23 protein-coding genes are annotated in these 26,926 nt (G+C 49.7%); 8 read left to right on the plus strand and 15 right to left on the minus strand.

Annotated elements, in window-relative coordinates; translation table 11 throughout:
* The first annotated feature begins 40 nt into the window (after nucleotides 1-40).
* Nucleotides 41-742 carry a UPF0149 family protein gene (locus tag UNDKW_RS14150; protein ID WP_162041668.1) on the plus strand — a complete coding sequence of 234 codons (702 nt, stop codon included), beginning with the start codon at nucleotides 41-43 and terminating at the stop codon, nucleotides 740-742.
* A 123-nt stretch (nucleotides 743-865) separates the two neighbouring features.
* On the plus strand, nucleotides 866-1,120 hold the full coding sequence (locus tag UNDKW_RS14155; protein WP_162041669.1) for an acyl-CoA-binding protein: 255 nt from the start codon (nucleotides 866-868) through the stop codon (nucleotides 1,118-1,120).
* A 23-nt stretch (nucleotides 1,121-1,143) separates the two neighbouring features.
* Here UNDKW_RS14155 and UNDKW_RS14160 read toward each other — a convergent pair whose 3' ends face one another.
* Nucleotides 1,144-2,115 carry a D-glycerate dehydrogenase gene (locus UNDKW_RS14160; RefSeq protein WP_162059213.1) on the minus strand — a complete coding sequence of 324 codons (972 nt, stop codon included), beginning with the start codon at nucleotides 2,113-2,115 and terminating at the stop codon, nucleotides 1,144-1,146.
* 399 nt (nucleotides 2,116-2,514) lie between these two features.
* Between UNDKW_RS14160 and fdxA the strand changes: the two genes are divergently transcribed.
* Together fdxA and UNDKW_RS14170 are read left to right on the plus strand one after the other, a co-directional pair.
* Nucleotides 2,515-2,838 carry a ferredoxin FdxA gene (fdxA, locus tag UNDKW_RS14165; RefSeq protein WP_162041671.1) on the plus strand — a complete coding sequence of 108 codons (324 nt, stop codon included), beginning with the start codon at nucleotides 2,515-2,517 and terminating at the stop codon, nucleotides 2,836-2,838.
* A gap of 74 nt (nucleotides 2,839-2,912) precedes the next feature.
* Nucleotides 2,913-3,983, plus strand: a complete 1,071-nt coding sequence (locus tag UNDKW_RS14170; protein WP_162041672.1) for an NAD(P)/FAD-dependent oxidoreductase — start codon at nucleotides 2,913-2,915, stop codon at nucleotides 3,981-3,983.
* A 68-nt stretch (nucleotides 3,984-4,051) separates the two neighbouring features.
* On the opposite strand, the gene UNDKW_RS14175 is transcribed toward UNDKW_RS14170, so the two are convergent.
* Nucleotides 4,052-5,176 carry a two-component system response regulator gene (locus UNDKW_RS14175; protein WP_162059214.1) on the minus strand — a complete coding sequence of 375 codons (1,125 nt, stop codon included), beginning with the start codon at nucleotides 5,174-5,176 and terminating at the stop codon, nucleotides 4,052-4,054.
* 71 nt (nucleotides 5,177-5,247) lie between these two features.
* Nucleotides 5,248-9,540 carry a response regulator gene (locus UNDKW_RS14180; RefSeq protein ID WP_162059215.1) on the minus strand — a complete coding sequence of 1,431 codons (4,293 nt, stop codon included), beginning with the start codon at nucleotides 9,538-9,540 and terminating at the stop codon, nucleotides 5,248-5,250.
* A gap of 508 nt (nucleotides 9,541-10,048) precedes the next feature.
* Between UNDKW_RS14180 and UNDKW_RS14185 the strand changes: the two genes are divergently transcribed.
* From UNDKW_RS14185 to nth, 3 genes are all read left to right on the plus strand, one after another.
* Entirely contained in the window at nucleotides 10,049-11,284 is a 1,236-nt protein-coding gene (locus UNDKW_RS14185; RefSeq protein WP_162059216.1) for a polyhydroxyalkanoate depolymerase, read from the plus strand.
* A 113-nt stretch (nucleotides 11,285-11,397) separates the two neighbouring features.
* Nucleotides 11,398-12,105, plus strand: coding sequence for an electron transport complex subunit RsxB (gene rsxB, locus UNDKW_RS14190; protein WP_162059217.1), 708 nt, complete (start codon nucleotides 11,398-11,400; stop codon nucleotides 12,103-12,105).
* On the plus strand, nucleotides 12,102-12,749 hold the full coding sequence (nth, locus tag UNDKW_RS14195; protein WP_162059218.1) for an endonuclease III: 648 nt from the start codon (nucleotides 12,102-12,104) through the stop codon (nucleotides 12,747-12,749). The genes rsxB and nth overlap by 4 nt, the downstream gene beginning before the upstream one ends.
* Nucleotides 12,750-12,819: 70 nt before the next feature.
* Here nth and UNDKW_RS14200 read toward each other — a convergent pair whose 3' ends face one another.
* The gene (locus UNDKW_RS14200; RefSeq protein WP_162059219.1) at nucleotides 12,820-13,401 is read right to left on the minus strand and encodes a malonic semialdehyde reductase; all 582 of its coding nucleotides are present in this window, start codon (nucleotides 13,399-13,401) and stop codon (nucleotides 12,820-12,822) included.
* A 110-nt stretch (nucleotides 13,402-13,511) separates the two neighbouring features.
* On the opposite strand from UNDKW_RS14200, the gene UNDKW_RS14205 reads away from it, so the two are divergent.
* Nucleotides 13,512-13,940 (plus strand): DUF1841 family protein, encoded by a 429-nt coding sequence (locus UNDKW_RS14205; RefSeq protein ID WP_162059220.1) that lies wholly within the window; start codon nucleotides 13,512-13,514, stop codon nucleotides 13,938-13,940.
* A 147-nt stretch (nucleotides 13,941-14,087) separates the two neighbouring features.
* On the opposite strand, the gene bamC is transcribed toward UNDKW_RS14205, so the two are convergent.
* From bamC to purF, 11 genes are all read right to left on the minus strand, one after another.
* Nucleotides 14,088-15,251 carry an outer membrane protein assembly factor BamC gene (gene bamC, locus UNDKW_RS14210; protein WP_162041680.1) on the minus strand — a complete coding sequence of 388 codons (1,164 nt, stop codon included), beginning with the start codon at nucleotides 15,249-15,251 and terminating at the stop codon, nucleotides 14,088-14,090.
* An 83-nt stretch (nucleotides 15,252-15,334) separates the two neighbouring features.
* Nucleotides 15,335-16,219: a 4-hydroxy-tetrahydrodipicolinate synthase gene (dapA, locus tag UNDKW_RS14215; RefSeq protein ID WP_162059221.1), complete on the minus strand. Its 885-nt coding sequence runs from the start codon at nucleotides 16,217-16,219 to the stop codon at nucleotides 15,335-15,337.
* A gap of 99 nt (nucleotides 16,220-16,318) precedes the next feature.
* Nucleotides 16,319-16,921 carry a bifunctional 2-polyprenyl-6-hydroxyphenol methylase/3-demethylubiquinol 3-O-methyltransferase UbiG gene (locus UNDKW_RS14220; protein ID WP_232063386.1) on the minus strand — a complete coding sequence of 201 codons (603 nt, stop codon included), beginning with the start codon at nucleotides 16,919-16,921 and terminating at the stop codon, nucleotides 16,319-16,321.
* Complete coding sequence (locus UNDKW_RS14225) at nucleotides 16,908-17,603, minus strand: site-2 protease family protein (protein ID WP_162059222.1); 696 nt, start codon at nucleotides 17,601-17,603, stop codon at nucleotides 16,908-16,910. The genes UNDKW_RS14220 and UNDKW_RS14225 overlap by 14 nt, the downstream gene beginning before the upstream one ends.
* Nucleotides 17,604-17,651: 48 nt before the next feature.
* Nucleotides 17,652-18,275: an L-threonylcarbamoyladenylate synthase gene (locus tag UNDKW_RS14230; protein ID WP_162059223.1), complete on the minus strand. Its 624-nt coding sequence runs from the start codon at nucleotides 18,273-18,275 to the stop codon at nucleotides 17,652-17,654.
* Between the two features lie 52 nt (nucleotides 18,276-18,327).
* Nucleotides 18,328-19,203, minus strand: a complete 876-nt coding sequence (htpX, locus tag UNDKW_RS14235) for a protease HtpX (RefSeq protein WP_162041684.1) — start codon at nucleotides 19,201-19,203, stop codon at nucleotides 18,328-18,330.
* A gap of 75 nt (nucleotides 19,204-19,278) precedes the next feature.
* On the minus strand, nucleotides 19,279-20,133 hold the full coding sequence (locus UNDKW_RS14240; protein WP_162059224.1) for a 3',5'-nucleoside bisphosphate phosphatase: 855 nt from the start codon (nucleotides 20,131-20,133) through the stop codon (nucleotides 19,279-19,281).
* A gap of 182 nt (nucleotides 20,134-20,315) precedes the next feature.
* Complete coding sequence (locus UNDKW_RS14245; protein ID WP_162059225.1) at nucleotides 20,316-22,631, minus strand: TonB-dependent siderophore receptor; 2,316 nt, start codon at nucleotides 22,629-22,631, stop codon at nucleotides 20,316-20,318.
* 176 nt (nucleotides 22,632-22,807) lie between these two features.
* Nucleotides 22,808-24,154: an ABC transporter permease gene (locus UNDKW_RS14250; RefSeq protein WP_162059226.1), complete on the minus strand. Its 1,347-nt coding sequence runs from the start codon at nucleotides 24,152-24,154 to the stop codon at nucleotides 22,808-22,810.
* 62 nt (nucleotides 24,155-24,216) lie between these two features.
* Nucleotides 24,217-25,164 (minus strand): ABC transporter ATP-binding protein, encoded by a 948-nt coding sequence (locus tag UNDKW_RS14255; protein WP_162059227.1) that lies wholly within the window; start codon nucleotides 25,162-25,164, stop codon nucleotides 24,217-24,219.
* Nucleotides 25,165-25,387: 223 nt separating this feature from the next.
* Nucleotides 25,388-26,908: an amidophosphoribosyltransferase gene (purF, locus tag UNDKW_RS14260; protein WP_162041689.1), complete on the minus strand. Its 1,521-nt coding sequence runs from the start codon at nucleotides 26,906-26,908 to the stop codon at nucleotides 25,388-25,390.
* Nucleotides 26,909-26,926: the final 18 nt, after the last annotated feature.

Consider the following 26,926-nt stretch of genomic DNA (forward strand, 5'->3'; position numbering starts at 1 on the left):
TTCCGGTATTTTCATACTTATCTTTTTCAAGAGTCACACCATGCATCTCGACGAACCACTAAGCGACAAAGAATTCAATGAACTCGACAAATTCCTGATGTCGGACAAAGTCGGCGACGATGGCATGACCATGGATGCCCTGCACGGCTACCTGACCGCCATTGCCCTGGGACCAGAAATCATCCCCATGGCTGAATGGCTGCCACTGGTATGGGGCTTGCCCGACCAGGGCGAACCCAAGTTCAAGAACGAAAAGGAAATGCAGCGTGTGACCGGTCTGGTGGCCCGCTTCATGAATGAAATACAAATCACCTTTGAGGTCGCCCCACAAGAGTACGAACCCCTGTTTTGCGTCATGGAGCAAAATGGCAAGGAATTGATCGATGGCGAAACCTGGGCCTGGGGCTTTTGGGAAGGCATGCAATTGCGTGAAGAAGCCTGGGAAGCCGCCTGGGAATCGGAAGAAATCGGCCCCTTGCTGCAACCGATTTACTTGCTGGGCGCAGAAGAAATAGAAGAGGATGAACTGAAATTCGTCGATACACCAGAAAAATGCCATGAGCTGGCGCTGACGCTGGAAGCCTCCATCCCTGCCATACGCCGCTTCTGGGCACCTTTGCGCAAATCTGGCGTCACCACAGTCAAGCGTGAAACGCCCAAGGTAGGCAGAAATGATCCCTGCCCTTGTGGCAGCGGTAAAAAATACAAAGTCTGCTGTGGTGCTGAGCCTACCCTGCACTAATCACCTACAAAATTAATCATCTGCAAACCTGCAGCGCTGGAGGGAAACCTCTAGCGTAAAACTGCCCCGCCTGCATGTCTTCATGCTATTTTTGCGCTTCTCAACAACATGCTGGAGACTCCCATGAGCTTGCAAGAACAATTCACCCAGGCACAAGCCGATTCCAAAAACCTGTCCGAGCGTCCGGACAATATGACTTTGCTCAAGATTTATGCCCTGTTCAAGCAAGGCAGTGCTGGCGATGCCACCGGTGACCGTCCTGGTATGACCGACTTTGTCGGCCGCGCCAAGTTCGATGCCTGGGCTGGCCTGAAAGGCACTACCCAGGAAGCAGCGATGCAGCAATATGTAGATCTGATCACTTCGCTCAAGGATTAAGTTGCTATCATCAAGTCGCCATCTTAAGCTGGAGGGTTGAGCCAATCCCTGGGCTTGCCCTCAATCAGACCGGCAATCAGATTATCTGCCGCGCGGTTTGCCATCGCCCGCCGGGTTGCCTCTGAGGCACTGGCAATATGCGGCGTCAGTACGACATTGCTCAAGCTCAAAAAATCTGGATGGAATTTCGGCTCATTCTCGAATACATCCAGACCTGCCGCCGCAATCCGTTTTTCACGCAAGGCAACAATCAGCGCCTGGTCATCAACGATACCGCCACGGGCGAGATTAACCAGGGTTGCTCCTGGCTTCATCAACTGCAATTCTGCCGCGCCTATGGTGTGATGCGAAGCTGCTGAGTAAGGCAGCACCAGCACGACATGATCAGCTTGCTGCAATAATTCTTCCTTGCTGACGTATTGCGCGTTATTTGCATAGGCCTCCTGCTCAGCGCTGAGGCGCGAACGGTTGTGATAAACGACCTTCATATCAAAACCCATGGAACGCCGGGCAATAGCCTGACCTATCCTGCCCATGCCTATGATACCCAGGGTAGCACCATGCACATCTGCCCCCAGAAAAGAGTCGAAACGCCACTTGGTCCAGTGACCTGCACGCAGCCAGTGCTCAGATTCGGTTACCCTCCTGGCGGTGGCCATCAACAGGGCCCAGCCAAAATCAGCCGTGGTTTCATTCAAAACTTCTGGCGTATTGCTGGCCATGACACCATGTGCAGTACAAGCAGGCACATCAATATTGTCATAACCAACAGCCATGCTTGCAATCATTTTCAAATCTGGCAACTTTTGCAACAACTCTGTATTGATTTTGGCGCTGGCAGTGGCAAGAGTACCCGCCTTGCCCCTGAGTCTGGCGGCGAGCTCAGCCGGAGAAAAAATAATATCTTCCTGATTTGACTCAACTTCAAAATACTGCTTAAGTTTCGTCAACACTTCAGGAAAAATGGCACGTGTTACCAGGATTGCAGGCTTCATGTATGGCCTTGAATATAAAAATATTAAATAATGACCAGGATACTACCCGGCCTATGGCGGGCAGACCAGACGCTGCATCATACCGTTTACATGGCATTATTTCTTGCCAGACTATGGCAGTTCAACAACTTTCATCCTCACACAGATTCATGCAAGAAAATTCATGAAGGTGAGCTAAATCAAGACCAGCACCGGATTCCTGATCTAAAATTGATCATTGCAGACCCGCCTCATAAGCAAAGCACTTGATACGCCTGCATTTGCTTATGCGCAAACTATATAAGCCTGATTTGTGAGAACTGCTAAATTGCCTTAAAATACAAGGCTTTGCAGCCCTGAGCCTGTTTTTGCGCCTAGGCTGCGCCTAAATCCCGAATTTTTAGTTTAGATTGGACTGTTATGACCCACGTTGTGACCGAATCCTGCATCCGCTGCCGCTATACCGATTGCGTGGATGTGTGCCCGGTGGACTGCTTCCGTGCTGGCCCGAATTTCCTGATCATTGATCCAGACGAATGCATAGACTGCGCCGTGTGCGTTGCAGAGTGTCCGGCTAACGCTATTTTTGCCGAAGAAGATGTACCTGCAGATCAGCAGCAATTCATCAAGATCAATGCCGACCTGACCCGCAAATGGCCGTCGATTACCAAGACAGTTGCTCCTTTGCCAGATGCTGACGACTGGAAAGACGTCAAAGACAAATTGCAATATCTGGAAAAATAAGTATCTGGGGCAGCAATATGGGCTTTGCTTAATCGGCTCAAACAAATCCGCAATATCAGGAATCATCACGTCGTATGGAAAACAAACAAACTACTGCGGTTCAGGCCGCCATTGAAGCAGATGCCGTCATCATCGGTGCAGGCCCGGTTGGCCTGTTCCAGGTGTTCGAACTTGGCTTGCTCGAAATCAAGGCACACGTTATTGACTCCCTGCCAGTTGTCGGCGGCCAGTGCGTAGAGCTGTATCCGGACAAACCGATTTATGACATCCCTGCCGTGCCAGTCTGCACAGGCCAGGAATTGACAGACAATCTGTTGAAACAGATCGAACCTTTCGAACCAACGTTCCACCTCGGCCAGGAAGTAACCCTGGTTGAACGCCGTGAAGATGGCCGCTTCGACCTGGAAACCTCGACTGGCACCCGCTTCATCACCAAGACCATTTTCATCGCTGCCGGTGTTGGCTCCTTCCAGCCACGCACCTTGAAAGTCGAAGGCATAGAAGCATTCGAAGGCTCACAAGTGTTCTACCGCGTCAAAGACCCTAGCCAGTTCCATGGCAAAAACCTGGTGATCTGTGGTGGCGGTGATTCTGCGCTTGACTGGGCTTTGAACCTCGTAGGCAAGGCTGAATCTGTCGTACTGTTGCACCGTCGCGAAGATTTCCGCGCTGCGCCTGCCTCAGTCGCCAAGATGAAAGAGCTTTGCGACAACTATGAGATGCAACTCACTATCGGCCAGGTAACAGGTATAGAGACCAAAGATGATGTATTGTCTGAAATCAAGGTCACTGGTGCTGATGGTGTTACCCGCCGCATGCCGCTGGACACCCTGCTGGTCTTCTTTGGCCTTTCACCAAAACTCGGCCCTATCGCCGAATGGGGTCTGGACATAGAACGCAAGCAATTGAAAGTCGTTAATACTGAGAAGTTTGAGACGAATGTTCCCGGTATTTTTGCCGTAGGTGATATCAACACCTACCCTGGCAAGAAAAAACTCATCCTGTCCGGCTTCCATGAAGCTGCACTGGCTGCGTTTGGTGCGGCACCATATATTTTCCCTGAAAAGAAAATCCACATGCAGTACACCACGACGTCGCCAAAACTGCACAAAATCCTGGGCGTGGAAACGCCAGTTTTCGACTAATCGCGAAAACCAGGACAAAAAAAGCGCAAAGATTTCTTTGCGCTTTTTTTTTGCCTGAAATCAGACTGTCAATTTGCTGGCACGTGAGAGTCCGATTCTTTGAATTGATTGGCGATCTGCCTGAATTCATCGGTAATTTGCAGGAAAGCATCCAGTATATCCGGATCAAAATGCGTCTCACGCCCCTTACGCATGATGCTGATCGCTTCTTCATGCGAAAAGGCCGGTTTATAGACACGACGCGAGATCAGGGCATCATACACGTCAGCCACGGCCATCAGACGCGCAGACAGGGGGATGGCATCACCCACCAGATTTTCCGGATAACCTGAGCCATCCCACTTCTCTTGATGCGAATAGGTAATCTCACGGGCGAAGCGCAAGAATTCATTACTCTCACCCAGATATTTTTCTACTGACAGTATGGTTTCACGCCCGTAAACGGTATGCAGCTTCATGACTTCAAATTCTTCAGAAGTCAGCTTGTCAGGTTTGAGCAAAATATTATCAGGAATACCGACTTTGCCGATATCGTGCAAAGGAGCGGACTTATAGAGCAAATCGATGTTTTCGTCTGTCAGTTCATTACTGAAACGCGCATGGCTTTTGAGTTTGCGTGCCAGTGCAGCGACATAATTCTGGGTACGGCGAATGTGGTTACCTGTTTCATTATCACGGGTCTCGGCAAGCGATGCCATGGCCATGATGATGGCATCCTGCATCTTGCCCAGCTTGCGGGTTCTGTCCTGCACCAGGCTTTCCAGGTGTTTGTTCTGGTCTTGCAATAAATGGCGCGCCCTGACGAGATTTAATTGCGTAGCCACTCTTGCCAGCACGATAGGCGGGCTGATAGGTTTACTGATGTAATCTACCGCTCCCAGACGCAAGCCCATTTCTTCATCCTGCACCTGGCTTTTCGCGGTCAGAAAAATAATGGGAATATCCGCAGTGGCGGGATCGGCCTTGAGGCGGCGGCAGGTTTCATAACCATCCATCTCAGGCATCATGACATCGAGCAGTATCAGGTCCGGGCCAGGCAGGCTGGAAGCTATTTGCAAGGCTTTCAGGCCATTGGTGGCGATCTTGATCTTGTACTGGTCTTTCAGCAAACCCGACAAGAGCGAGATATTGTCAGGAGTATCATCAACGATCAGGACTACCTGCTTGGCATTTTGATCGAATACTTCATTCATACATCACCCCGATAAGAAGTAATTGCCCCGCATTCCCGTGAACGCCATACATCAAACTGGATACCATCGCATCAAAGTATTTCATAACCGAGGTTTTTCGCACTATTGCTTAATAAATTCAGGGCTACATCATAGTCAAATTGCCTGACCGCACGCATGATCTGTTTTTGCACATCAACGCCAAATGCATTGGCGATCATTTCCCCTGACTCTAACAGCAAGTCAACCGCTTCGCCATCGTAATCGCGCAACAAGTTACAGCATTTTACAAGTAAATTTTGCATGAGCTCGTGATCGACAGGCACCAGTTCGGCAATCTTCGTATCCGCTTTACCTGAGGATTTTTCCAGCGCCAATACCTGATCTATCGCGTTGATGGTGGCCAACATTGTTTGTGCGCATTCATCGAGTACCGGTGCCAACTCTGCCAGACTGGCATTGTCATGCAGTTTCAATTCCAGCTCTGAAGCATAGGGCTGTATGGTTTTAGCGCCTATGAGACCAGCCACTCCCTTGAGGGTATGGGCCAGCCGTTCTGCCAGCAGATTATCGCCTGCCTCCAGTGCCTTGCGGATATGCTCGACGACATGACGCTGATCGTCACAGAACCGCGATAACAGCTCCATATAAAATGAGCGATTACCAAGAGTACGGCTCAAACCCTCCTCGACATCAATGCCATCAATCAACAGACTGTTGCTGATATCCTGTATCGGCATTTGCACATTATCAAAATTGCTGCCAGTTACATGCTCCGGGCACCAGTGCGAAATAGCGTGATACAACTCTTTGGGATTGATAGGCTTGGCGAGGTGAGCATTCATGCCGGAGGCAAAGCAGAGCTCACGCTCTTCTACCATCGCATGCGCTGTCATGGCGACGATGGGCAGGTCGTCAAAGCGGGCATCTGCGCGGATCAGACGGGTTGCCTCGTGCCCATCCATTTCTGGCATCTGCACATCCATGAACACCACGCCGTAAAACCCTGGATCTGCCCTGCGCACCATATCAATCGCGATTTTTCCATTACCGGCAATATCAACGGCAACACCAGCAGCCTCCATCAGTTCACGGGCGATTTGCTGATTGATCTCATTGTCCTCGACCAGCAATACGCGCAAATCGGCATATTTGGGCACCAGCACACCATGGCTGACAGGAATAGCGTAATTGGTACTGGAAAACAGCTCAACCAGGCAATCGACCAGGGTAGAGGCATTGACTGGCTTGGTCAGGAAGCCGTCAGGCAAGGCAATATCTTCACGGTAGCTGACTTCTTCACGGCCATGTGCACTGACCAACACCATCAGAGGCGTGGGTTGCAATGAACCATCGCGCTTGAGGTAGGTGATGAGCTCCAGTCCATCCATTTCCGGCATGCGCAGGTCTGTGAATATCACACCGTAGGGATAACTCAGACTACTTTCCCTGACTGCTTGCAAAGCGGCGGCACCGCTGTTTACAACATCAATATCGACCGGTAATTCAGAGAGTATCTCCTGCAAAATCTCGGCAGCGGCAGGATTATCATCCACGATGAGCAAACGCATGCCATTGATGGCACCAGGTATCACTTGACGCTGCACTACAGGCTGGGCTATGCCAAACCAGCCAGTGAAATACACGCAAGTACCGCGCCCCTTTTCGCTGCTCAGGGCAATTTCACCGCCCATCAACTCTACCATGCCCTTGGAAATTGACAGGCCCAAGCCTGTGCCACCAAACTTGCGTGTCGTTGATTCATCGGCCTGGCTGAAGGGGCGGAATAATTTATCTGACTGCTCTTCCGACATGCCTATGCCGGTATCGCGCACTTCAAACTTGAGTTTGACCTTGCCACCTGCCATTTCCAGCGTCTGGCAAGTCACATAGATTTCACCCTTCTCGGTAAATTTAATGGCATTGTTAATGAGATTGATCAGAACCTGCCCCAATCTCAAGGGATCGCCATTGAGGTAACGCGGTATGTCTGGGGGCGCACGAAACAGGAATTCCAGCCCCTTTTCATCGGCCTTATCGGTCGTCACTGCAGAAATATTATTGAGCACATCATCAAGATTGAAATCGACTTGCTCGATATTGAGCTTGCCTGCTTCTATCTTGGAAAAATCCAGGATATCGTTGATGATGCCCAATAAGGAAATACCCGCCTTGTGAATTTTCTCTACATAATCTTTTTGCTTGGAATTGAGCTCAGTCCTTAGCGCCAGGTGAGCCATGCCTATGATGGCATTCATGGGCGTGCGGATTTCATGGCTCATATTCGCCAGGAACATGGATTTGGCTTCCGTCGTCTCTTCTGCATGACGGCGCGCCATTTCGGCTTCCTTCAATTCATTTTGCATTTGCAGGGTTTGCAGACGTATCTGTTCAGCCATGCTTTCCTTGAGCTGGGATTCGAGCAGCTTTCTCTGAGTGATATCCGAGACAAAAGACAGGGTGGCCGGGCGGCCTTCCCAATCTATCATGACAGCAGATAATTCCACCCAGATGATGGAACGGCTTTGATTATTTTCTATGCGAAAATGATAGTACTGCTCAACGTCTTCACCACGCAGGCGGCGCGTATGGTGGTCAATCACCATGGGCCTGTCGTCAGGATAAATGGCGGTGATAAAAGACATCTGCGCCAGCTCGTCAGCCTTGTACCCGGTCAGGCTCTGTACGCGCGGATTGGCAAAAACGATGCGCCCGTCCTGCACAACCAGTATGCCCTCAGTCACGTTATTGATAAGTTGCCGGTAATGCTGCTCGGACTTGCTCAAATCCTCTTCGAGCTGGCGACGGGCCGAGATATCCATCACCACCCAGACTGTGCCATGAGTCAGGTTGGTTTTATCCACCGCGCGGCCCGAAAAATGCACCCAGAACAGCGTGCCATCACTGCGCCGCATTTTCAATTCAGTCTCGTAAGCTTCGCCCTTGAGCACCGATGCATTAACCTGCGCACCTGATTCCAGATAGGCTTCACGCGAAGCGTAGAAAGGCTCGAGCGAAGCACCGAGAACATTGTCGCGGTCAACACCGAAAATCTGGCACAAAGGTGTGTTCACCCATTGTACCCGCCCCTGGTTATTCAGGAAAACCATGCCGACGATGGAGTTTTCCAGGATGGTTTCGCGCTCGGCCAGCATACGCTTGAGCTCATCTTCCAACTGGCGGCGTTCCACCATGGCACGTTCAGCCATGCGGCGTGCCAGCTCGGCTTCCTTGAGCTCATTCCTGATGTGGAGTGTCTGCACATGAACACGGGTTGCCAGTCCCTGCGCCTTGGCAAACAGGTCGAGATAACGTTTTTGCTCGTTGTAAGCCTCTTTCCAATCCCCCATTTCGGTAAATATTTCGGACAATTCCTTGATTGCCCGCAGAGGCATGTAGATATAGCCGTTACCGCCGACCTCATCTACCGCACGGCGCAAATCACGTATGGCTTCTGGGTAGCGTTTATGGCTGCGGTGCAGATGACCACTGACCCACCAGCTATAGGGTTTCAAGTGTTTGTCTTCAAAACTGTCCAACAGGTTCATCGCTGTTTCACTGAGCTTGTCGGCTTCTTCAACCTGGCCACGCATGGCCAGCGTATAAGCAGCTACTGACAGGCAAAATGCGCGGCTGGAATTGTCTGCATTCTCACCACTCTTGATGCCGCCTATGTACGAGGCGATGGCCTGGTAGGCCTCTTCGTATTTATCCAGCGATACTTTGCATAGTGCCAGCATGGTGGATACAAAAGGTGCCAGCCAGCGCTCGCTGGAATTAACAGCAATATCTCTTGCCTCCTGCAGCAAGACTTCGGCATCTTCGGCATTGCCGCTGACGTAAAAAATTTCACCGAGGTTGGCCGTCACTTGTGCGACACGGTTAGGTATCTGCAAGGCCCGCGCATCATTCAATGCCGTATAGAAATGGCGTATGGCTTCTTCGGTATAGCCCAGCTCCTGAGACAGGATGCCCAGGGTGTTATAGACCATCACAGAAATCCGGCTTACCTTCATACGCAAGGCTGGCACGATGCGTGAATGACATAAGGCATACGCATCCTGCACTTGCCCCCGGCGGCGCCATACTGCAACAGTGCCAAACAGGGCAAATGCCATGCCCTCATGCTCATCTACTGATTCAAACAGCATTGCTGCACGGTCAAATACGGGGGCTGCCTGCTCCATGTGATCATCAAAATAATCAGCAAAGGCGTCTATCAGGTCTGCCGCTATCATGGCGGCCGGATTGGATTTACCTGGCTCTTGCTGGCGCATGGCAGTTGCCATCTTGCGTCCATCCGCCGGATTGTCGCGCATCAGGTCCAGTGCATCGAGACAGAGCTCGCGCCAGTGGATTTCTGCTAGAGAACTATCTTTACTCATTCTACTCAGCTCTTCAGAAAGAAATGATGCAATGAAAAATCAAATTGAATCTTGGCATTCCGCCCTTGGCTTGCCACACGGCCCAAGAAACATATACATGTATTTTTGCCAGCAGCTTTAACACTGCAATATTAATGCGAGTGACCTGTCTATGGATGAACATCGCCAGAAACTGTGTCATTTAACTGAATAAACAGGCAAATCAAACGATTTCAGGCTTCAGGAAAACAAAGGAAACAGCGAATTCTTGAAAAATAACTTAAATTTCAACATTTCCACAAGAAATCATTGCATATAAATCAATAATTTAACATTAATTCACACCAACAAGTTCTGCAAGTCTTTTGCTCAACCAAAAATTTTTAAAACTGGTTTATGATGCATTGCAACAGTCCGCAACAGTTTGATTAAGTGTTTTTTCTAAGCTTGTTTCGCCCTGTCTCATTTGGCCTTGACTATCCCGTTTTTGACCAGGTGAATGCGTGGTCCCCTATTTGAAAGATTCACTATGCTTTATCAATTTCATGAGCTCAATCGCGCCTTTTTGAATCCCCTGACTCAATGGGCAGAAGCATCTTCAAAACTGTTCACCAATCCAGTTTCGCCCCTGGCGCACACGCCATATTCGCAACGCATCGCTGCAGGCTATGAACTGCTGTTCCGCCTGGGCAAAGATTACGAAAAACCGGAATTCGGCATTACTGCGACCACCATAGACAAGCAGGAAGTAGAAATTGCGCAAAGCACGGCGGTCATCAAGCCCTTCTGCAAATTGCTGCACTTCAAAAAAGTCTTGAGTGACAAAGAGTTGGCAAAACTGAACCAGCCCAAAGTACTGCTGGTCGCCCCCCTGTCTGGTCACCATGCAACCTTGCTGCGCGATACCGTACGCGGCTTGTTGCCCAAGCATGATGTGTATATCACCGACTGGACAGATGCCCGGATGGTACCCTTGTCTGCTGGCCCCTTCCATCTGCACGATTACATTTATTACGTCCAGGATTTCATCCATTTCCTGGGGACAGGCACACACGTGATTTCCGTGTGTCAGCCAACTGTGCCAGTACTGGCAGCGATTTCCCTGATGGCGACGGCCAAAGATCCTTTGCTGCCTAAAACCATGACACTCATGGGTGGTCCTATAGATCCACGCAAATCGCCAACACAAGTCAACAACCTGGCGACGGAAAAGAAATTCTCCTGGTTTGAAAACACGGTGATCTACAGCGTACCTGCGAATTATCCAGGCTATGGCCGCAAGGTCTATCCAGGCTTCTTGCAGCACACCGGCTTTGTCGCCATGAACCCTGACCGCCATGCGCAAAGCCACTGGGACTTTTACCAGCACCTGATACAGGGTGATGATGAGTCCGCAGAACAGCATCGCAAGTTCTATGATGAATACAATGCGGTACTGGACATGCCGGCTGAGTACTACCTCGAAACCATCAAGTCCGTGTTCCAGGAATTCCGCCTGCCAACCGGCACCTGGGAAGTTGAAGGCAAACTGGTCAGACCGCAAGATATCAAAAATGTAGCCCTGTTCACGGTAGAAGGTGAACTCGATGATATCTCTGGCCCTGGCCAGACTCAGGCAGCACATGACCTGTGCAGCGGCATCCCTGCCAATATGAAGCAGGATTATGTGGCACCGGGTGCAGGCCATTACGGCATATTCTCGGGCCGTCGCTGGCGCGACATCATTTGCCCGAAAATCGGCGAGTTCATCAAGCAACACTCCTGATCCATACAGATCAAATCAGTGCAAACAAAAGCCACGACGTTCATGACCTCGTGGCTTTTTTGTTTGTGGGTGCTGATGTTTAGGGGGATAATCACAGATCCCTATTGTATTTTGTGATCACCGTGTCAGATTCTCTTGCAGATCAGCTTGAAAACGCCTTGCCGCAAACCCAGTGCACCAAGTGCGGCTACCCCGCTTGCCGCCCTTATGCAGAAGCCATGGCCAATGGCGCAGCCAGCTACAATCAATGTCCGCCAGGTGGCCAGGAAGGTGTAGTGCGGCTTGCCAGGATACTCGGCAAACCGGTTATTCCACTGGATATCAGTCACGGACTTGAACGCGAAAGACCGGTTGCCAAGATAGAAGAAGCCTATTGCATAGGCTGTACACTGTGCATACAAGCCTGCCCGGTCGATGCCATTATCGGCGCACCCAAGCAAATGCACAGCATCATAAGCGAACTGTGCACCGGCTGTGACCTCTGCGTTACCCCCTGCCCTGTCGATTGCATTAGCATGTTGCCCGTTACAACAGGACACACTGGCTGGGACGCCTGGAGTCAGAGTCAGGCAGACAAATCACGCCAACTCTATACTTTGCGCAATCAGCGTCTGATACGCGAAAAACAGGAGAACGATGAGCGCCTTGCAGCTAAGGCGGCGGCCAAACTCGTCGCACTGGAAGCAGAGCCAGCACTCAGCGCAGAAGAAATTGCCAGCAAAGAGCGCAAGAAAGCCATCATTGCGGCCGCCATAGAAAGAGCGCGTATCAAGAAACTGCAAACACAGTCAGAAGACCCAGCAAAAGGTGACAAGCAATGAATGCAGCAAAACGTCAGGCCATTTTTGAACGCTTGCGACAACAAAATCCACATCCGACTACCGAGCTCGAATACACCACGCCTTTCGAATTACTGATAGCAGTGCTGCTATCGGCACAGGCCACGGATGTGTCAGTCAATAAAGCTACCCGCCTGCTTTATCCAGTAGCAAACACGCCCAAGAAAATCCATGCCCTGGGCATTGATGGTCTGATCCCCCACATACAAACCATAGGTCTGTTCCGCACCAAGGCAAAAAATGTGATCGAAACTTGCCGCATCTTGATGGCTGAGCATGGCGGTGAAGTACCACGTCAGCGCGAAGCACTGGAAGCATTACCCGGCGTAGGCAGGAAAACTGCCAATGTAGTCATGAATACTGCTTTTGGCGAACCGACCATCGCAGTGGATACGCATATCTTCAGGGTATCGAACCGCACAGGCATTGCACCTGGCAAGAATGTTGATATCGTAGAACACAAACTCATGAAATTCGTGCCAGCAGAGTTCAAGCAAGATGCGCATCACTGGCTGATATTGCATGGCCGTTACACCTGCATAGCCAGAAAACCCAAGTGCTGGAACTGCATGATTGCAGACTTGTGTGAATTCAAGCAAAAAACGCCCTTGCCTGATTCAGTTTAAAAAGCATTCACGCAAGAACAAAAGCCTGCATTTTTGCAGGCTTTTGTTTTTTAACAGAGCATCAAGAGATTCAGACTATCTTGCACGCTTCATCAAAACTCAGACGCGGAGAACGTGGGAACAATTGCTGTGCATCGCCATAACCAAGATTGCAGATGAAATTGACTTTAACCGTCGTGCCGGCAAAAAAGGCGGCATTGAGCTTGTCTGCATCAAAACCCGACATAGGACCGCAATCCAGACCCACAGCGCGTGCGGCGAGCATGAAGTAAGCCCCCTGCAGCGATGAGTTACGGAAAGCCGTTGCATCGATGTTAGCCTGGTTACCAACGAACCATGAACGGGCATCTGCATGCGGGAATAATTGCGGCAGTTTTTCAAAAAACTCCATGTCCATGCCTATGATGGCCGTCACTGGTGCCGCTTTGGTTTTTTCAAAATTGCCCTGGGAAACACAGCCCAGTAATTTTTGTTTTTCAGCATCCGACCTGACAAATACGATACGGGCTGGCGAACAATTGGCAGAAGTGGAACCCCACTTCATCAGATCATATATTTTTTGCAATTGTGCATCGGTCACCGGCTTGTCCAGCCAGGCATTATGAGTACGTGCATTGGTAAACAGAGTGTCGAGAGCTTCTTTGGATAACATGGGCGTCCTTTCAAATAATCGGAGGATAATAACCCAAGTCGCCAAAAGCTTCAGCGCAGTAAAATAAAATACCTTTTACAATAGGCGCACTTTTTCATTTGGACCAGTTCATGTTCACCCCTAGCCAGCACGATGTACGCCGTTTTTTTTGTGAAACCTTCAGGAAAACCCGTGAGAACCTGGTGTTAACGCCAATAGAAATCATTGCCTCTGACTGGATCAGACAGCATCCTGAATACGACAATGAACTTGCAGATATAGAACAAGCCCTTGAAGCCAATTACAGCGTGGATCAAGGCCAGACCAATCCATTTCTGCACTTGTCCATGCATTTGTCGATAGCAGAGCAAATCTCGGTTGATCAACCGCCTGGCATCAAACAGGCGTTTCAGATCCTGGCCAGAAAGCATCAGTCTGAACACGAAGCCCACCATGAAATCATGGAGTGCCTGGGCGAAATGATATGGAATTCACAAAGGACAGGTTTGCCACCGGATGGCCAGGCGTACATAGAATCACTGAAGATGCGTTGCAGTTAAGCTGTTTACCTACTGTGCGCAAATTCATTTACGGCTAATCGAGCGAACACCCTAAGCCGCCCACCGCGCCGCTCATATGCATTTTAGATTCTGTCTGCACAAAGTAAAAAAGCGAGGCTGAGCCTCGCTTTTTTACGTAACCAACGATTATTTCAGTTGATCGTTCAAGAGTTGCAGGATCTTGTCTGCTACTGGTGAAGATTCAACCTTGCCATCGCTGCCATGTACGGATACCTGGCTGGTTTCGCCTGTGGTCGTGTTCTTGACCAGGATGCGGTATTTCTGCGCATTCTTGGCAGCATCGCTGGATGAACCAAACGAGAACAGACGGGAGAAGAAGCCTTCGCTGGCGCCTTTGGTCTTGGCATCGATGTCCTGATCAACATAACGGACAAAGTACAGGCCCTGGGAGCGGTCACGGTCTTCCACTGTGAAACCTATGCGGTCCAACGCCAGACCTACCCTGCGCCATGAGCGGTCAAATGCCTCATCCACTTCAACAAAAGTCTTGCCATCGACCTTCAGCAATTGCGAATGCGGCTTGCCTGTTGCAGCAGGTGATGCCACAGCAGTTTTGGCTTTTTCACCATCAGAACCCAGACGTACCATCAGGCGTGACAGGAACTCGGCTTCGAGGCCGGGATCAGCAGCACGAGGTGTCCATACCGTACCATCTTTTTGCGCACCAACTAGGACTTCTTGTGCGCCACGATGGCTGATATAAATCTCTACTTCACCATTGGCACTACGCTCAATGCGGGTACGGAATTTATCACGCTCACCCGTGGAGTACAGGGAATCAAGCACCTTGCCCAGGGTATTACGGATAATGTCCTGAGGGATTTTGGCACGGTTCTCTGCCCAATCGGTTTCCATGACGCCTGCTTCCTGGTTTTCCACATTGATCAAGAAACCCAGCTCTTGCCAGAAGTCCTTTAATTGTGGCCACAGGGCTTCGGGAGTGTCTTTAACAACCAGCCAGCGGGCATTCCCATTGCGTTCTATACGCATGTTCTGCACTTGCTTGACCGCAACTACGCCAGAGTTAGTGGCGACTTTGTTTCCTTTTTCCAGGTTATAGCTGGATGCTGTAGCACTGCTTTTGTTTGCTTCAGGAATGGAAAAACGACTATCGCGTCGAATTTGCGTCAAATCTGGTGGCACCTCCAGGGATGCAGTCGTTGCCTTACTGGCACTTCTATAGTCGATCTTGTTAGGTTCGAGGATATTGCCGATCGAACTACAGCCAGTCAAACCTGCCAGCGCCAGCGCGCCTATGATGCCGTTTTTAGCAACAAAGCTTTTTGCCATGTGAAAGTCCCTACGTATTAGTATCGAGTATCAATTAAAACTGCGTGAAGCAAACGTGCAAGTTTCCAAGCCGTTCAGGGGAGTCATTGTAATACACCCGCCTCACGCATTGCTGCGCGAACGGTTTCATGATATTGCTCAGCCATAGTCACCAAAGGCAAACGAATACCAGTTGGTATCAAACCCATTTCTACCATCGCCCATTTGACAGGCAAAGGATTGGGTTCAATAAACAATTTATTATGCAAAGGAATCATGCGGTTATTGATGGCAACGGCTTCCTTCACGTCTCCACGCATGGCTGCCGCGCACAATTCATGCATGGCTTTGGGAGCAACGTTGGCAGTTACCGAGATATTACCCTTGCCACCGTACAACATCAGCGCTACTGCCGTAGCATCGTCACCTGAATATACAGCGAAAGTAGCTGGTGCCAGACGTATCAGGTCTGTACCTCTGGCGATATTGCCTGTTGCATCCTTGACTCCGATAATGCCAGGTATTTGTGCCAGACGCAGTATAGTCTCATTCGACATGTCTGCGACAGTACGGCCAGGTACGTTGTACAAGATAATAGGAATATCAACAGATTCAGCAATCTTTTTGAAATGCTGATACATGCCTTCCTGGGTAGGACGGTTGTAATAAGGCACAACTTGCAAAGAAGCATCAGCGCCAGCCTGTTTGGCGAACTTGGTGAGGTTGATTGCTTCTTCTGTTGAGTTACCGCCAGAACCGGCAATGATAGGGATGCGCTTGTTCGCATGCTCAACCGCCACACGTATCAATTCACAATGTTCCTCGACAGAAACAGTGGGAGACTCGCCTGTCGTACCAACGATGACGATGCCGTCTGTGCCTTCGGCGATATGCCAGTCTATCAATTTGCGCAAACAAGGCAAATCAAGACTGCCATCTGCATGCATGGGGGTTACGATCGCAACCAGACTACCCTGAATCTTTGTCATGTTAATGCAAGAAAAAAGTAAAACCCTGATTGTAGCGGATACGCTGCTAAACGGGGCGCAAATAGCTGGAATAAGGCTCTAAACTTGTGAGCATTTGCTTCAAAGCTTATCCAAAACACTGATTTTTCCAGTTTTTCTGGCGCAAATACGCTGCACCATGGCTGGCTTTGGCTGCTCGACATAGCCTTCTTCGTAAGCGATGATGGACATAGTCACTGCGGGATTAGACTGCATTTGCGTCAGAAGTTCGCCTGGACGTAACAAAAATGCAGGATTAGAGGGTTTACCAAAATTCTCATTACCAGCAGCAAAGGTTTCATAAATCAGTACACCGTCCGGTTTCAGGCTGGCGAGTATATGAGGGAATAATGGCCGGTGCAGATAATTACAAACGACAATGGCGGCAAATCTATGCTCGGCAAAGGGCCAGTCGTAACCAGACTCACCAGCTTCCAGATCGTGTACTTTAGTTTCTACCCCTTTAGCCTGCAAGCCAGCCAGACTCTGAACATCTTTATCCAGAGCCAGCAAAGTCAAACCAAGGGAGTGCAGGTAGAAGCTATTTCTACCTGCTCCACAAGCAAGATCAAGTATTTGCCCGGAGGCTGTGTGGAACAAATGATGGAAGCGCTGTAGCCAGGCTGAAGACAAAGTCAAAAGAAAACCTCCTAGTAACAAAAGGCGAACATCACCCTGCGCCAAATAAAACAGCGAATGGATACATGCACAGCGACAACACAAAATTCGCCGCCAGCATGACTGGTACCATCCAGAATTTCAATATGTTCATCATCGCCAGCCCCATGACGATAAAGAAACCATAAGGCTCGATCTGGGCAAACTTATAGGCCAGATTATGTGGCAGCAGACTAAAAAGTATGCGTCCGCCATCCAAAGGTGGCACAGGAAACAGATTGAAGGCAAACATCATCAGGTTAACGATCAAACCTGCATTTGCCATTTTCATGAAAAACTCAGACATGCTCAGAAACAGTTCGTCCTGCACCTGTAATCCCTGAATCAACGCAGCAAGTACCAGCCACCCAAATGCCATGATTAAATTAGCCAAGGGCCCTGCTAAAGCAACCCAGGCCATATCACGCTTAGGTTTTTTTAAATTGGAATAATTAACTGGCACCGGTTTTGCATAACCGAATAAAAATCCAGTTCCGGTAGAAATATAAATGACAGCCAGAACAACAGGGATCAGTATGGTACCTACTGGGTCTATATGCACCATGGGATTTAAGCTTACCCTCCCCTGGCTATATGCTGTTAAATCGCCAAAGTACTTGGCGGCATAGGCATGCGCTGCCTCGTGCAAAGTAATTGCAAAAATAACTGGTAGCGCATAAATGCTAATTGTTTGGATTATCAGGTCCATTGAGTATTTCTATTTAAATCTGTCGTTGAAGAGGAAATTGCCCTGCCATCACAATCCGAACAAAGCAGCGTCACCACGCCCCTGCCGCACCAGCTCCGGTATATCACCGGTCATGTCTATCACGGTAGTTGGCACCAGGCTGCAAGCGCCACCATCAATAACCAGGTCGACCAGTTTCTCCAGCCTGTCTCTGACCTGCTCAGGATCAGTCAAAGGTTCTTCTTCATCAGGCAAAATCAGTGTGGTGCCCAGCAAAGGCTGTTTCAACTCTTCCAGCAAGGCATGGGTAATAGTATTTTCTGGCACGCGCAAACCTATGGTTTTGCGTGAGGGGTGACTCAGGCGACGCGGCACTTCCTTGGTCGCTTCAAGAATGAAGGTATAAGGTCCTGGAGTGGCAGCCTTCAACATGCGGTACTGACGGTTATCCACCTTGGCATATTGCGCAATTTCAGACAAGTCACGGCACAGCAGGGTCAGATGATGTTTTTCATCGACCCCACGTATTTTGCGCAGGCGCATGACGGCATCTTTGTCATCCAGATGGCAAACCAGGGCATAGCAAGAATCCGTAGGCAAGGCGACGATACCACCGCCATCGATAATTTGCACTGCCTGCTTGATCAATCTCAGTTGCGGATTGTCGGGATGAATTTGAAAAAATTGGCTCATAAAAAGAATAAAGGCGGTAGCTCAGCTACCGCCACACATTATTTATTGAAAATTAACGCATGTTCTGTAATGCGGCAATACGTTGCTCTAATGGCGGATGGGAGGAGAATAAAGCGCTCCAGCCAGGTGCATCACTAATGCCCGATGCAGCCATAGACTTTGGTAACTCGCCCGGCTGCAAACCACCAAGTCTTGCCAGCGCATGCATCATCGGCTGACGATTACCCAGCAACTGCGCCGAACCGGCATCTGCGCGAAATTCACGCTGACGCGAAAACCAGTTAACGATCATGGATGCAACGATACCAAATAGTATCTCACATACAAATACCGTGATCATATAACCTATGCCGGGCCTGTCATCATCACTATTGCGAAATACCGCCTTATCCACTGCGTAGCCCACCACGCGTGCCAGGAATACCACAAAAGTATTCACCACACCCTGTATCAGCGCCATGGTCACCATATCACCATTGGCAATATGCGCCACTTCATGACCGAGTACTGCCTCCACCTCTTCCCGTGTCATGCCTTCCAGCAAACCGGTGGAAACAGCAACCAATGCAGAGTTCTTGAAAGCACCGGTGGCAAAGGCATTGGCTTCGCCATTATATATCGCCACCTCAGGCATACCGATGCCCGCCTTTTCAGACAGGGCCTTGACAGTATTGACCAGCCAGAGCTCGGTTGATGTAGATGGAGACTCAATGACCCTGGCACCCGTTGACCATTTCGCCATGGGCTTGCTGATCAACAACGAGAATATGGCTCCGGTAAAACCGACAACCAGGGAAAATGCCAGCAGGGTCGATAATTGCAGGCCATTTGCCGTCAAAAAACGGTTCACGCCCAACACGGACAGTACGACAGACATGACGGCAATCACCGCCAGGTTTGTCAGCAAAAACAGGACTATGCGTTTCATGAACACCTCCCAAAGGAACACACGATTCATGCTTTGTTAAATATGGCTTAAGCGCGCGTTTTCAAGGCAGCATCTTCAAGCCAGAGACCATTGCTCCCACACAGGCCTGGCCATTTTTGGTAAAGGGAGCAAACGCCCTATATCGACCTCGGCATCCTGAGGGGAGTGAAAATCAGAACCACGTGAGGACAAGAAACCATAATGAGCTGCAATCCTGGTGTACTCATCATATTGATCCAGCGTATGGCTACCTGTCACAGTTTCTATTGCCAGGCCGCCAAGATTCTTGAATTCAGTAAAAAAGGCATCGTAAGCCAGCGGACTAAGATCATAGCGCCCCGGGTGCGCCACCACGGCCACACCACCGGCACCACGTATCCAGCCCACTGCCTCTGCCAGTGTCGCCCAGCGATGAGGAACAAAACCCGGCTTGCCATCTGCAAGATAATGCCTGAATACATCTGACACTGTGGCACAGGCACCTATCTCCACCAGGTAACGGGCAAAATGCGAACGCGAAATCAGGTCAGGGTTGCCGACATATTTGAGCGCACCTTCATAGCTATTGGCTATACCTGCCTTGCTCAGCAGCTCTGCCGCCATGTCGCGTGCACGACGCTCACGGCCTGAGCGTGTTTGCGCCAGACCATTGACCAGGTCAGGATTGGTTTCATCAATATTGAGGCCAACAATGTGGATAGTCTTGCCAGCCCAGGTAATCGAGATTTCTACCCCGGGAATATATCCCATACCCAGGTCCAGGGCAGCAGCACGCGCCTCAGGGATGCCACGCACCTCATCATGATCAGTCAGCGCCCAGACATCCACCCCATTTAACTTGGCGCGCTCCGCCAGTTGCGACGGTGTCAACACACCATCAGAGACGACGGAGTGACTATGTAAATCGGCATTTAATTCTGGAGATAACATGATGAGTACGGTGGAAAATCAGGCCAGCGGTGTTAATCTTTTTCCAGACTGCCTGTTTTAGCCAGGAATTGCTTGTGTATGCATCTTTACATCGTGCACCGATACACCGCCCTACTGAAGTATTGTACTCTCCAAGACAGGATCGTGCTGCACTGCACGATCCCTTATTTTTATAGCATGACTTACAGCTTCATCTCTACACGCAATGTCCAGGTGGTATAGGTTTTGGATGTATTGTAGTCAATACGATTTAGCGTGTCCGAGTTCACTATACTGCCATTCTGATAATCATTGGCCCGCAGATTATTGGCGGACAGGCGCACTTGCAAGTTTGGATTGAATTTCCACAAACCGTACAGGTCTACTTGACGTTTGATACCAGTCTGGTTGATCTGGACGTTGCTGCTTTGTATTTCATAGGCTGGCGTCCAGTTGATATTTCCACCAACAGTCAGCGGGATACCTGCCGGACGATAATCAAGGCCAAAATTGGCAGTTTGTGTAGGTTGCTGGTCAAGGCGATTATTCGGCCCCTTGATATCATCCACAGTGGACCAGAAATGGCTATAGTTGCTGCGCACATCAATAGCCGGGCCATCGGGGAAGAATTCCTGCAACTGGAATTTAGCTTCCAATTCTATACCTTTGGTCGTTGCGTGACCGATATTCACAGGCTTGGAAATCTGGCGCGTCTTGTACAAACCATCTGCCAAATCCAAAACCTGAACCGGATCTGTGCTTCTGCGTATCAGATTATTGATATCGCGAACAAAAAAGTTAGCACTGATAATACCTGCGCGCGTCAAATAATGTTCAAAAGCGAGATCAATACCTTTGGATAACTCAGGCTTCAAGAACGGATTGCCGGTGCGGTCAGGGCGATAAAAACTGTTTTGATTGGAAATACTAGTCACAGCGATCAAATCATTCAATGCTGGCGCACGGTAACTTTGAGTCAAACTTGCTCTGATCTGATCCTTGCCAGCACCAGGAATACGCCAGACGCCATGCAAGACCGGGCTCCAGACGCTACTGGTATTTTCTATCGCATTACCACCCACCGTACTGCTGGTCCTGATGCCTTCCCAGCGCAAACCTGCGTAAGCAGAGAATTGTGGATTGATATCAAATTCGTCCTGAGCAAAAACAGCCAGGCGACGAGTATTGGCATCCAGGTTGTCACCGGATTCGGCAAACTGCGGCTTACCATTATCGAGAGAAATGCGGGTCTGGCTGCGCTTGCCCATTTCCAGGTCCCAACCTGCTGCCAGTGTATGTCCTTCGCCATAAGGCATGGTGAACTTACCGCCAGTGTTGATACTGCTGTCCCGGGTGTTATTGACATCGCTGATCATGTCGATCTGGTTACCATTTTTATCAAACTGATAGCGCAAGGAATTGCTATCCATCTTGCCCAGGCCGCCACCAAATTTGATATTAAGTTTGGAATTACCTTCAAACTTATGCTGCCAGTTACCAAAACCGCGCAAGAATGTTGTTTCAGCATGCGCAGATCCGGTTGCGACTGCAAAGTCCTCAACAGTTTTCGTACTGGGGTCCGGCAGAGGAAAGCGATAAATCTCGTTGACAGTACTTTGAGTACTGGAATCACTACGTGAATTCATCAAAAATGGTTGCACCATCAAAGTATCGCCATTTTCAAACTTATAATTAAAACGCGGCGTTAAATGGATACCTGTCGTTTTCCTATTGGTTTGATCATATTGATTCTGTATTAAAGTCTGAGAAGGACGGTCTGGACTATGATCATAAGAATTGGTAAAAGTACTGCCATCATCATGCTGACGATTCTGAAAAACAGAACCACTCAAGGCATACGACAAACTACCCATTTCACCAGGCACTGTCAGCGACACATTCGGTGCCAACCTGCCCTGTTCATAACCAAGGGATAATTTCAGGTCGATATCTTTTTGCTTGTAATCCTCCCGCAAGACAACATTAATGGTGCCAGCAATCGCCTGGGTGCTGTATTCAGCCACGGTACCGCGTATGATTTCTATGCGTTCTACCTGGTCAGGTGTCAGGCTATCCATGGAAAACCCACGTGGCGCACGTTCACCATTGAGCAGTATCTGGGTATAGCCATTGCCCATGCCACGCATGCGTATGTCTCCGCCACGACCTGGTCTGCCACCGACGGTGACGCCGGGCAGACGTTTCAATACATCACCGAGATTGCTGTCGCCATTTCTATCGAGTTCTTCACGGCCAAAGATAATCTTGGCGGCGGTCGATTGACGGCGCTCGTCCTGGTCAGTACGGCCACCACTGATGGTGACTTTTTGTATATTGTCCTTGCTGGCTGCTTCAGTTTTTTTGTCTCCCGTCCTGGCCTTGGCCTTCGCATCCTGAGAATTTTCTTCAGTGCTTTTTACGGTTTCTGGTGGAGTAGTTTGCGCATAAGCAAACGTGGTCACTGAGAAAACACTGGCAACCGCCAGTGTCAGGGTACGCAATCTAAATTTTGGATACATAGGCTTCAAACAAGAAAATACAAAACTGCATGAGCACAGGCATACCTGTACTCTCATGCCAAGATTGTATTTTTAAGCAAGCTTGAATACCAGCAAACACAGGTTCATATTTGTATAGAATTGAAACAGTGGGCCGGTGATCGTTACTTTGTGATACCAGACAAAAACTATGGCTTTCAGTTTTTACGAAAGCGCCATAGTGCAATTACCCCAAAAACAGCCGCAAAAGCCAGTTGCACACCTATGGCAGGCAAAGCTGCATCCAAACCAAGGCCACGCCAGGTCATGGCATCGAGACCATCGACAGCCCAGCGTGTAGGCACGATCAGGGTCAGACTTTGTAACCATTGAGGAAACATGAATGACGGCATCCAGGCACCGCTGAGCATGACCATGATCAGGGTCGCAAACACCGATATGCCACGCGCCGCCTCAGGGGTTTTGCCAAAAGCAGCAATCAACAATCCAAAGCTGGCTGTCATCAGGGAAAAAGAAATCACCACACCTATAAACCCGGGCAGACTTCCCGCTATATGCACATTGAAGACGAAGACGGCCACCAGGAAAATAAAACACATGAGACCACAGGCAATCAAGGCACATGACAGGGCCCTGGCGATCAGCACCGTGTTCAAGCCAACTGGCGCGGCCAGCAAGCGGTTCCACAAACCCAGCCGCCTCGCCAGCAGTATGCCTATGCCCGCATCTATCGCCATGAACAAAATAAACTGCACGCTCATGCCTGCAAATGAATGAGCATAGCCATTGTATTTATTGGTGACCGGGTCACCTGCGGTCATGGCTTGATCCTTGGTAACGAAGGGCATGCTCAAGCCAGTATTTACAGCCTTTGCTGCATCTGTTGATTTTGCAGCAGAAGCGCTTGCTGAATCAGCAGTTGCAGCAGTATCTGCGACTTCAGTTTTTTGCTGGCTAAGCTGGAATTTTTTCAGGCTACCAAGAAAATCATGCAGCTCACCTTTATTTTTATTGGCTTCATCCATCTTTTCCAGCTCTTGCAGGCTCTGGTCTATGAACTTGGTACCTGACTTGCCACCAAACATTTCAGCACTGACACTTTGCATGACTTGCTGCGTCAGCATGCCCTTGACCATGGCCAGCACTGCGGTTTGCGAAGGGTCGTAAAAAATAAGCAACTCCGGCTTTTCCCTGCCCCCAAACAAGGCCCCGCCAGCCTGGTCACCAAATTTCTCAGGTATCAGGACTGCCATATTGAGCTTGCCTTTCAGCACCAGAGCCTTGGCCTCTTCCAGGGGTAATTCCTTGACCGACAAAGTGGCCTCCTCCTTCAAGCCCTTTACTATTTTCTGGCTGATCACATGATCATCCTGACTGATCACGGCGATCTCTATCTTGGCCGCATCTTTAGCCTCTCTGCCACCAGTGACAAATCCAAAGAATGCCCCCAACAGGATAGGCATCACCAGATTAAGCAATAAAGCGCGGCGGTCAGCCAGGAACAAGATCAGGTCTTTTCGTATCAGTGCGATCAGGGCAGTCATTATGTTTCCTTAGTATTTCGCATTCTTATTGGAGAGACTTCAGGAATAAATCGGAAACAAAATCAGTCGCGCAGACTGCGCCCGGTCAGGGTCAGAAATACCGCTTCAAGATTGGTTTTTGCAGTCGCAAAGTGATTGGTCTTGTAGCCGTTTTTTGCCAGCCAACTCAGCAAACCAAAAGCTACCTCATGCTCAGTCAGCGTCACATCCAGATGCTTGCCCTGGTCTGACATGTGCACACTATCGACCCCTGGCAAGACACTCATGGCAGCAACATCTGCCTCAGTGATCTGCGTATTCAAATCCAGTTGCAATGCTGCCTTGGCAGGCAAACGGCGATATAAATCTGCCGGGGTTTCATTGGCGATGACTTTGCCATGATCGATGATGACGATATGGTCAGCCAGGCGCTCAACTTCCTCCATGTAATGACTGGTATAGATAAGCGTGCGGCCTTGTGCCTTGAGTACATCCAGGCTGTCAAAAATCGCATTGCGGCTTTGCGGGTCGACACCTACAGTCGGCTCATCCAGTATCAATAATTCCGGGTCATGCAAAAGTGCTGCGGCAATATTCAGGCGACGCTTCATACCGCCTGAAAACGTCAAGGGTTTATCGCCTGCCCTGTCTGCCAGATTGACCAGTTCCAGCACAGCATCACAGCGCTGTTGCAACTTGCTGCCAGACAGGCCATACAAGGCACCAAACAACTTGAGGTTTTCTCTTGCTGGCAATTCGTCATACAGCGCCAGGTCTTGCGGTACCAGCCCTATCTTGAATTTTACCGCATTATTACCAGCCCCCATGGTCTGCCCATCCAGCAATACCTTGCCCTGCTCAGGCTGTAACAAGCCGCAAATCATGCTGACTGTGGTTGATTTGCCCGCTCCGTTTGGCCCTAGCAAACCCAAGGTTTGCCCGCGTTCAATAGTAAATGAAACATCATCAACGACCTTGCGTGCGCCATATGATTTAGTCAAGTTCTGTACATCCAGCAGCGTGCTAACCATGGGATTTGCCTTAATGGAGAACAATTGAACACAATTTAAAGAACCAGTGTCAGCAATGGTAATTCAAACAATGCTTTTACAGCAAACAAGAATCCTGACTATGCGCGAGTTTGCAACAGATATGGCAATACCAAGCGCAAAGACATAAAAAAACCTGCTTATTTGAAGTAAGCAGGTTTTTAAGTTCAGCCCACCGTTTTCAGGCTGGCTTGGATCTTCATGATCAGTCGGCGCGGTCGGCCAGGTTCAGGTTCAACTGCGAACGCAGCAAGTCTTCAGTATCTGGACGCGGGCTATTACGCGCTGTTTCCAGCTTATCGAGATAACCAGACGTGACGTCACCCGTGATGTAAAAACCATCGAAGCAGGATGCTTCTATGTTTTTCAACAGCGGATTAACATCAGAAATCGAGCGCTTCATCGCCGCCACATCCTGATACACGAGGGCATCAGCAGTGATTTCACGGCAGACTTCTTCTTCACTACGGCCATAGGCGATCAATTCACTGCGGGTAGGCATATCGATACCGTAAACGTTAGGGAATTGCACCGGTGGCGCAGCAGAGGCAAAAATCACACGCCTTGCACCAGATTCGCGTGCCATTTGCACGATTTCACGGCTGGTCGTGCCACGCACGATGGAGTCATCGACCAGCAAAACACTCTTGCCCTTGAATTCAGAACCAATGGCGTTCAACTTTTGGCGTACAGACTTACGACGCACTGCCTGGCCCGGCATCATGAACGTACGGCCTATGTAGCGGTTCTTGATAAAGCCTTCGCGATAATCAAGATTCAATTTTTGCGCCAATTCCATTGCCGATGGACGGGAAGAATCTGGGATCGGCATGACGACATCAATTTCACCATCGCGGAATTGATTACGTACCTTGTCGGCCAGATACTCACCCATTTTCAGGCGGGTCAGATACACCGAGGCACCATCGATGATGGAATCAGGACGGGCCAGATACACATATTCAAATGCGCATGGGTTCAAGCTAGGATTATCAGCACATTGCTGGGTATGCAATTTGCCATCCATATCGACGAACAGAGCCTCACCCGGTTCTACGTCACGCAGGAACTTGAAGCCCAGGCCTTCGAGCGCAACTGATTCGCTGGCGATCATGTATTCAGTGCCGTTTTCGGTCTGTGAAACACCGACACACAAAGGACGGATACCAAAAGGGTCACGGAAAGCCAGCAAGCCATAGCCAGAGATTTGCGCAACAACGGCATACGAACCACGTACACGCCTGTGCAGCATGGCAACGGCGCGGAACAGGCCTTCAGGATCAAGTGAATAGCCGCTGGTGACTTCCTGTATCTGATGCGCCAGGATGTTGAGCAAGACTTCAGAGTCAGAGTCAGTATTCAAATGACGGCGGTCATTCTTGAACAGCTCTATCTTCAGCTCCACTGCATTGGTCAGGTTGCCGTTATGCGCCAGCACGATACCAAATGGTGCATTGACATAAAACGGTTGCGCTTCTTCTTCACTGGTGGAACCGGCGGTTGGATAACGTACCTGCCCGATACCTACATTACCAGGCAAAGAACGCATATTGCGGGTACGAAAAACGTCACGCACGAGTCCATTCGCTTTATGCATGGCGAATTTATTGCCATGGTTTGTTGCGATACCAGCTGCGTCCTGACCACGATGCTGCAACAATAGCAGCGCGTCATAAATCAGTTGATTGACAGGATTATTTGAGAATACGCCTACGATGCCACACATGGTGGACTCCTAAAAAAA

Source organism: Undibacterium sp. KW1, assembly GCF_009937955.1.
GTDB lineage: Bacteria > Pseudomonadota > Gammaproteobacteria > Burkholderiales > Burkholderiaceae_D > Undibacterium.

What these genes read in the sequence shown, in the direction of transcription:
- UNDKW_RS14230 (WP_162059223.1), bottom strand. Translation starts at nt 18,275, where the DNA reads ATGAGCCAATTTTTTCAAATTCATCCCGACAATCCGCAACTGAGATTG.
- bamC (WP_162041680.1), bottom strand. Translation starts at nt 15,251, where the DNA reads ATGGCAAAAAGCTTTGTTGCTAAAAACGGCATCATAGGCGCGCTGGCG.
- UNDKW_RS14240 (WP_162059224.1), bottom strand. Translation starts at nt 20,133, where the DNA reads ATGTTATCTCCAGAATTAAATGCCGATTTACATAGTCACTCCGTCGTC.
- UNDKW_RS14160 (WP_162059213.1), bottom strand. Translation starts at nt 2,115, where the DNA reads ATGAAGCCTGCAATCCTGGTAACACGTGCCATTTTTCCTGAAGTGTTG.
- htpX (WP_162041684.1), bottom strand. Translation starts at nt 19,203, where the DNA reads ATGAAACGCATAGTCCTGTTTTTGCTGACAAACCTGGCGGTGATTGCC.
- UNDKW_RS14200 (WP_162059219.1), bottom strand. Translation starts at nt 13,401, where the DNA reads ATGTTATCCAAAGAAGCTCTCGACACTCTGTTTACCAATGCACGTACT.
- fdxA (WP_162041671.1), top strand. Translation starts at nt 2,515, where the DNA reads ATGACCCACGTTGTGACCGAATCCTGCATCCGCTGCCGCTATACCGAT.
- UNDKW_RS14175 (WP_162059214.1), bottom strand. Translation starts at nt 5,176, where the DNA reads ATGAATGAAGTATTCGATCAAAATGCCAAGCAGGTAGTCCTGATCGTT.
- UNDKW_RS14205 (WP_162059220.1), top strand. Translation starts at nt 13,512, where the DNA reads ATGTTCACCCCTAGCCAGCACGATGTACGCCGTTTTTTTTGTGAAACC.
- UNDKW_RS14150 (WP_162041668.1), top strand. Translation starts at nt 41, where the DNA reads ATGCATCTCGACGAACCACTAAGCGACAAAGAATTCAATGAACTCGAC.
- UNDKW_RS14255 (WP_162059227.1), bottom strand. Translation starts at nt 25,164, where the DNA reads ATGGTTAGCACGCTGCTGGATGTACAGAACTTGACTAAATCATATGGC.
- nth (WP_162059218.1), top strand. Translation starts at nt 12,102, where the DNA reads ATGAATGCAGCAAAACGTCAGGCCATTTTTGAACGCTTGCGACAACAA.
- UNDKW_RS14170 (WP_162041672.1), top strand. Translation starts at nt 2,913, where the DNA reads ATGGAAAACAAACAAACTACTGCGGTTCAGGCCGCCATTGAAGCAGAT.
- UNDKW_RS14225 (WP_162059222.1), bottom strand. Translation starts at nt 17,603, where the DNA reads ATGGACCTGATAATCCAAACAATTAGCATTTATGCGCTACCAGTTATT.
- UNDKW_RS14250 (WP_162059226.1), bottom strand. Translation starts at nt 24,154, where the DNA reads ATGACTGCCCTGATCGCACTGATACGAAAAGACCTGATCTTGTTCCTG.
- UNDKW_RS14245 (WP_162059225.1), bottom strand. Translation starts at nt 22,631, where the DNA reads ATGTATCCAAAATTTAGATTGCGTACCCTGACACTGGCGGTTGCCAGT.
- UNDKW_RS14155 (WP_162041669.1), top strand. Translation starts at nt 866, where the DNA reads ATGAGCTTGCAAGAACAATTCACCCAGGCACAAGCCGATTCCAAAAAC.
- dapA (WP_162059221.1), bottom strand. Translation starts at nt 16,219, where the DNA reads ATGACAAAGATTCAGGGTAGTCTGGTTGCGATCGTAACCCCCATGCAT.
- UNDKW_RS14180 (WP_162059215.1), bottom strand. Translation starts at nt 9,540, where the DNA reads ATGAGTAAAGATAGTTCTCTAGCAGAAATCCACTGGCGCGAGCTCTGT.
- purF (WP_162041689.1), bottom strand. Translation starts at nt 26,908, where the DNA reads ATGTGTGGCATCGTAGGCGTATTCTCAAATAATCCTGTCAATCAACTG.
- UNDKW_RS14185 (WP_162059216.1), top strand. Translation starts at nt 10,049, where the DNA reads ATGCTTTATCAATTTCATGAGCTCAATCGCGCCTTTTTGAATCCCCTG.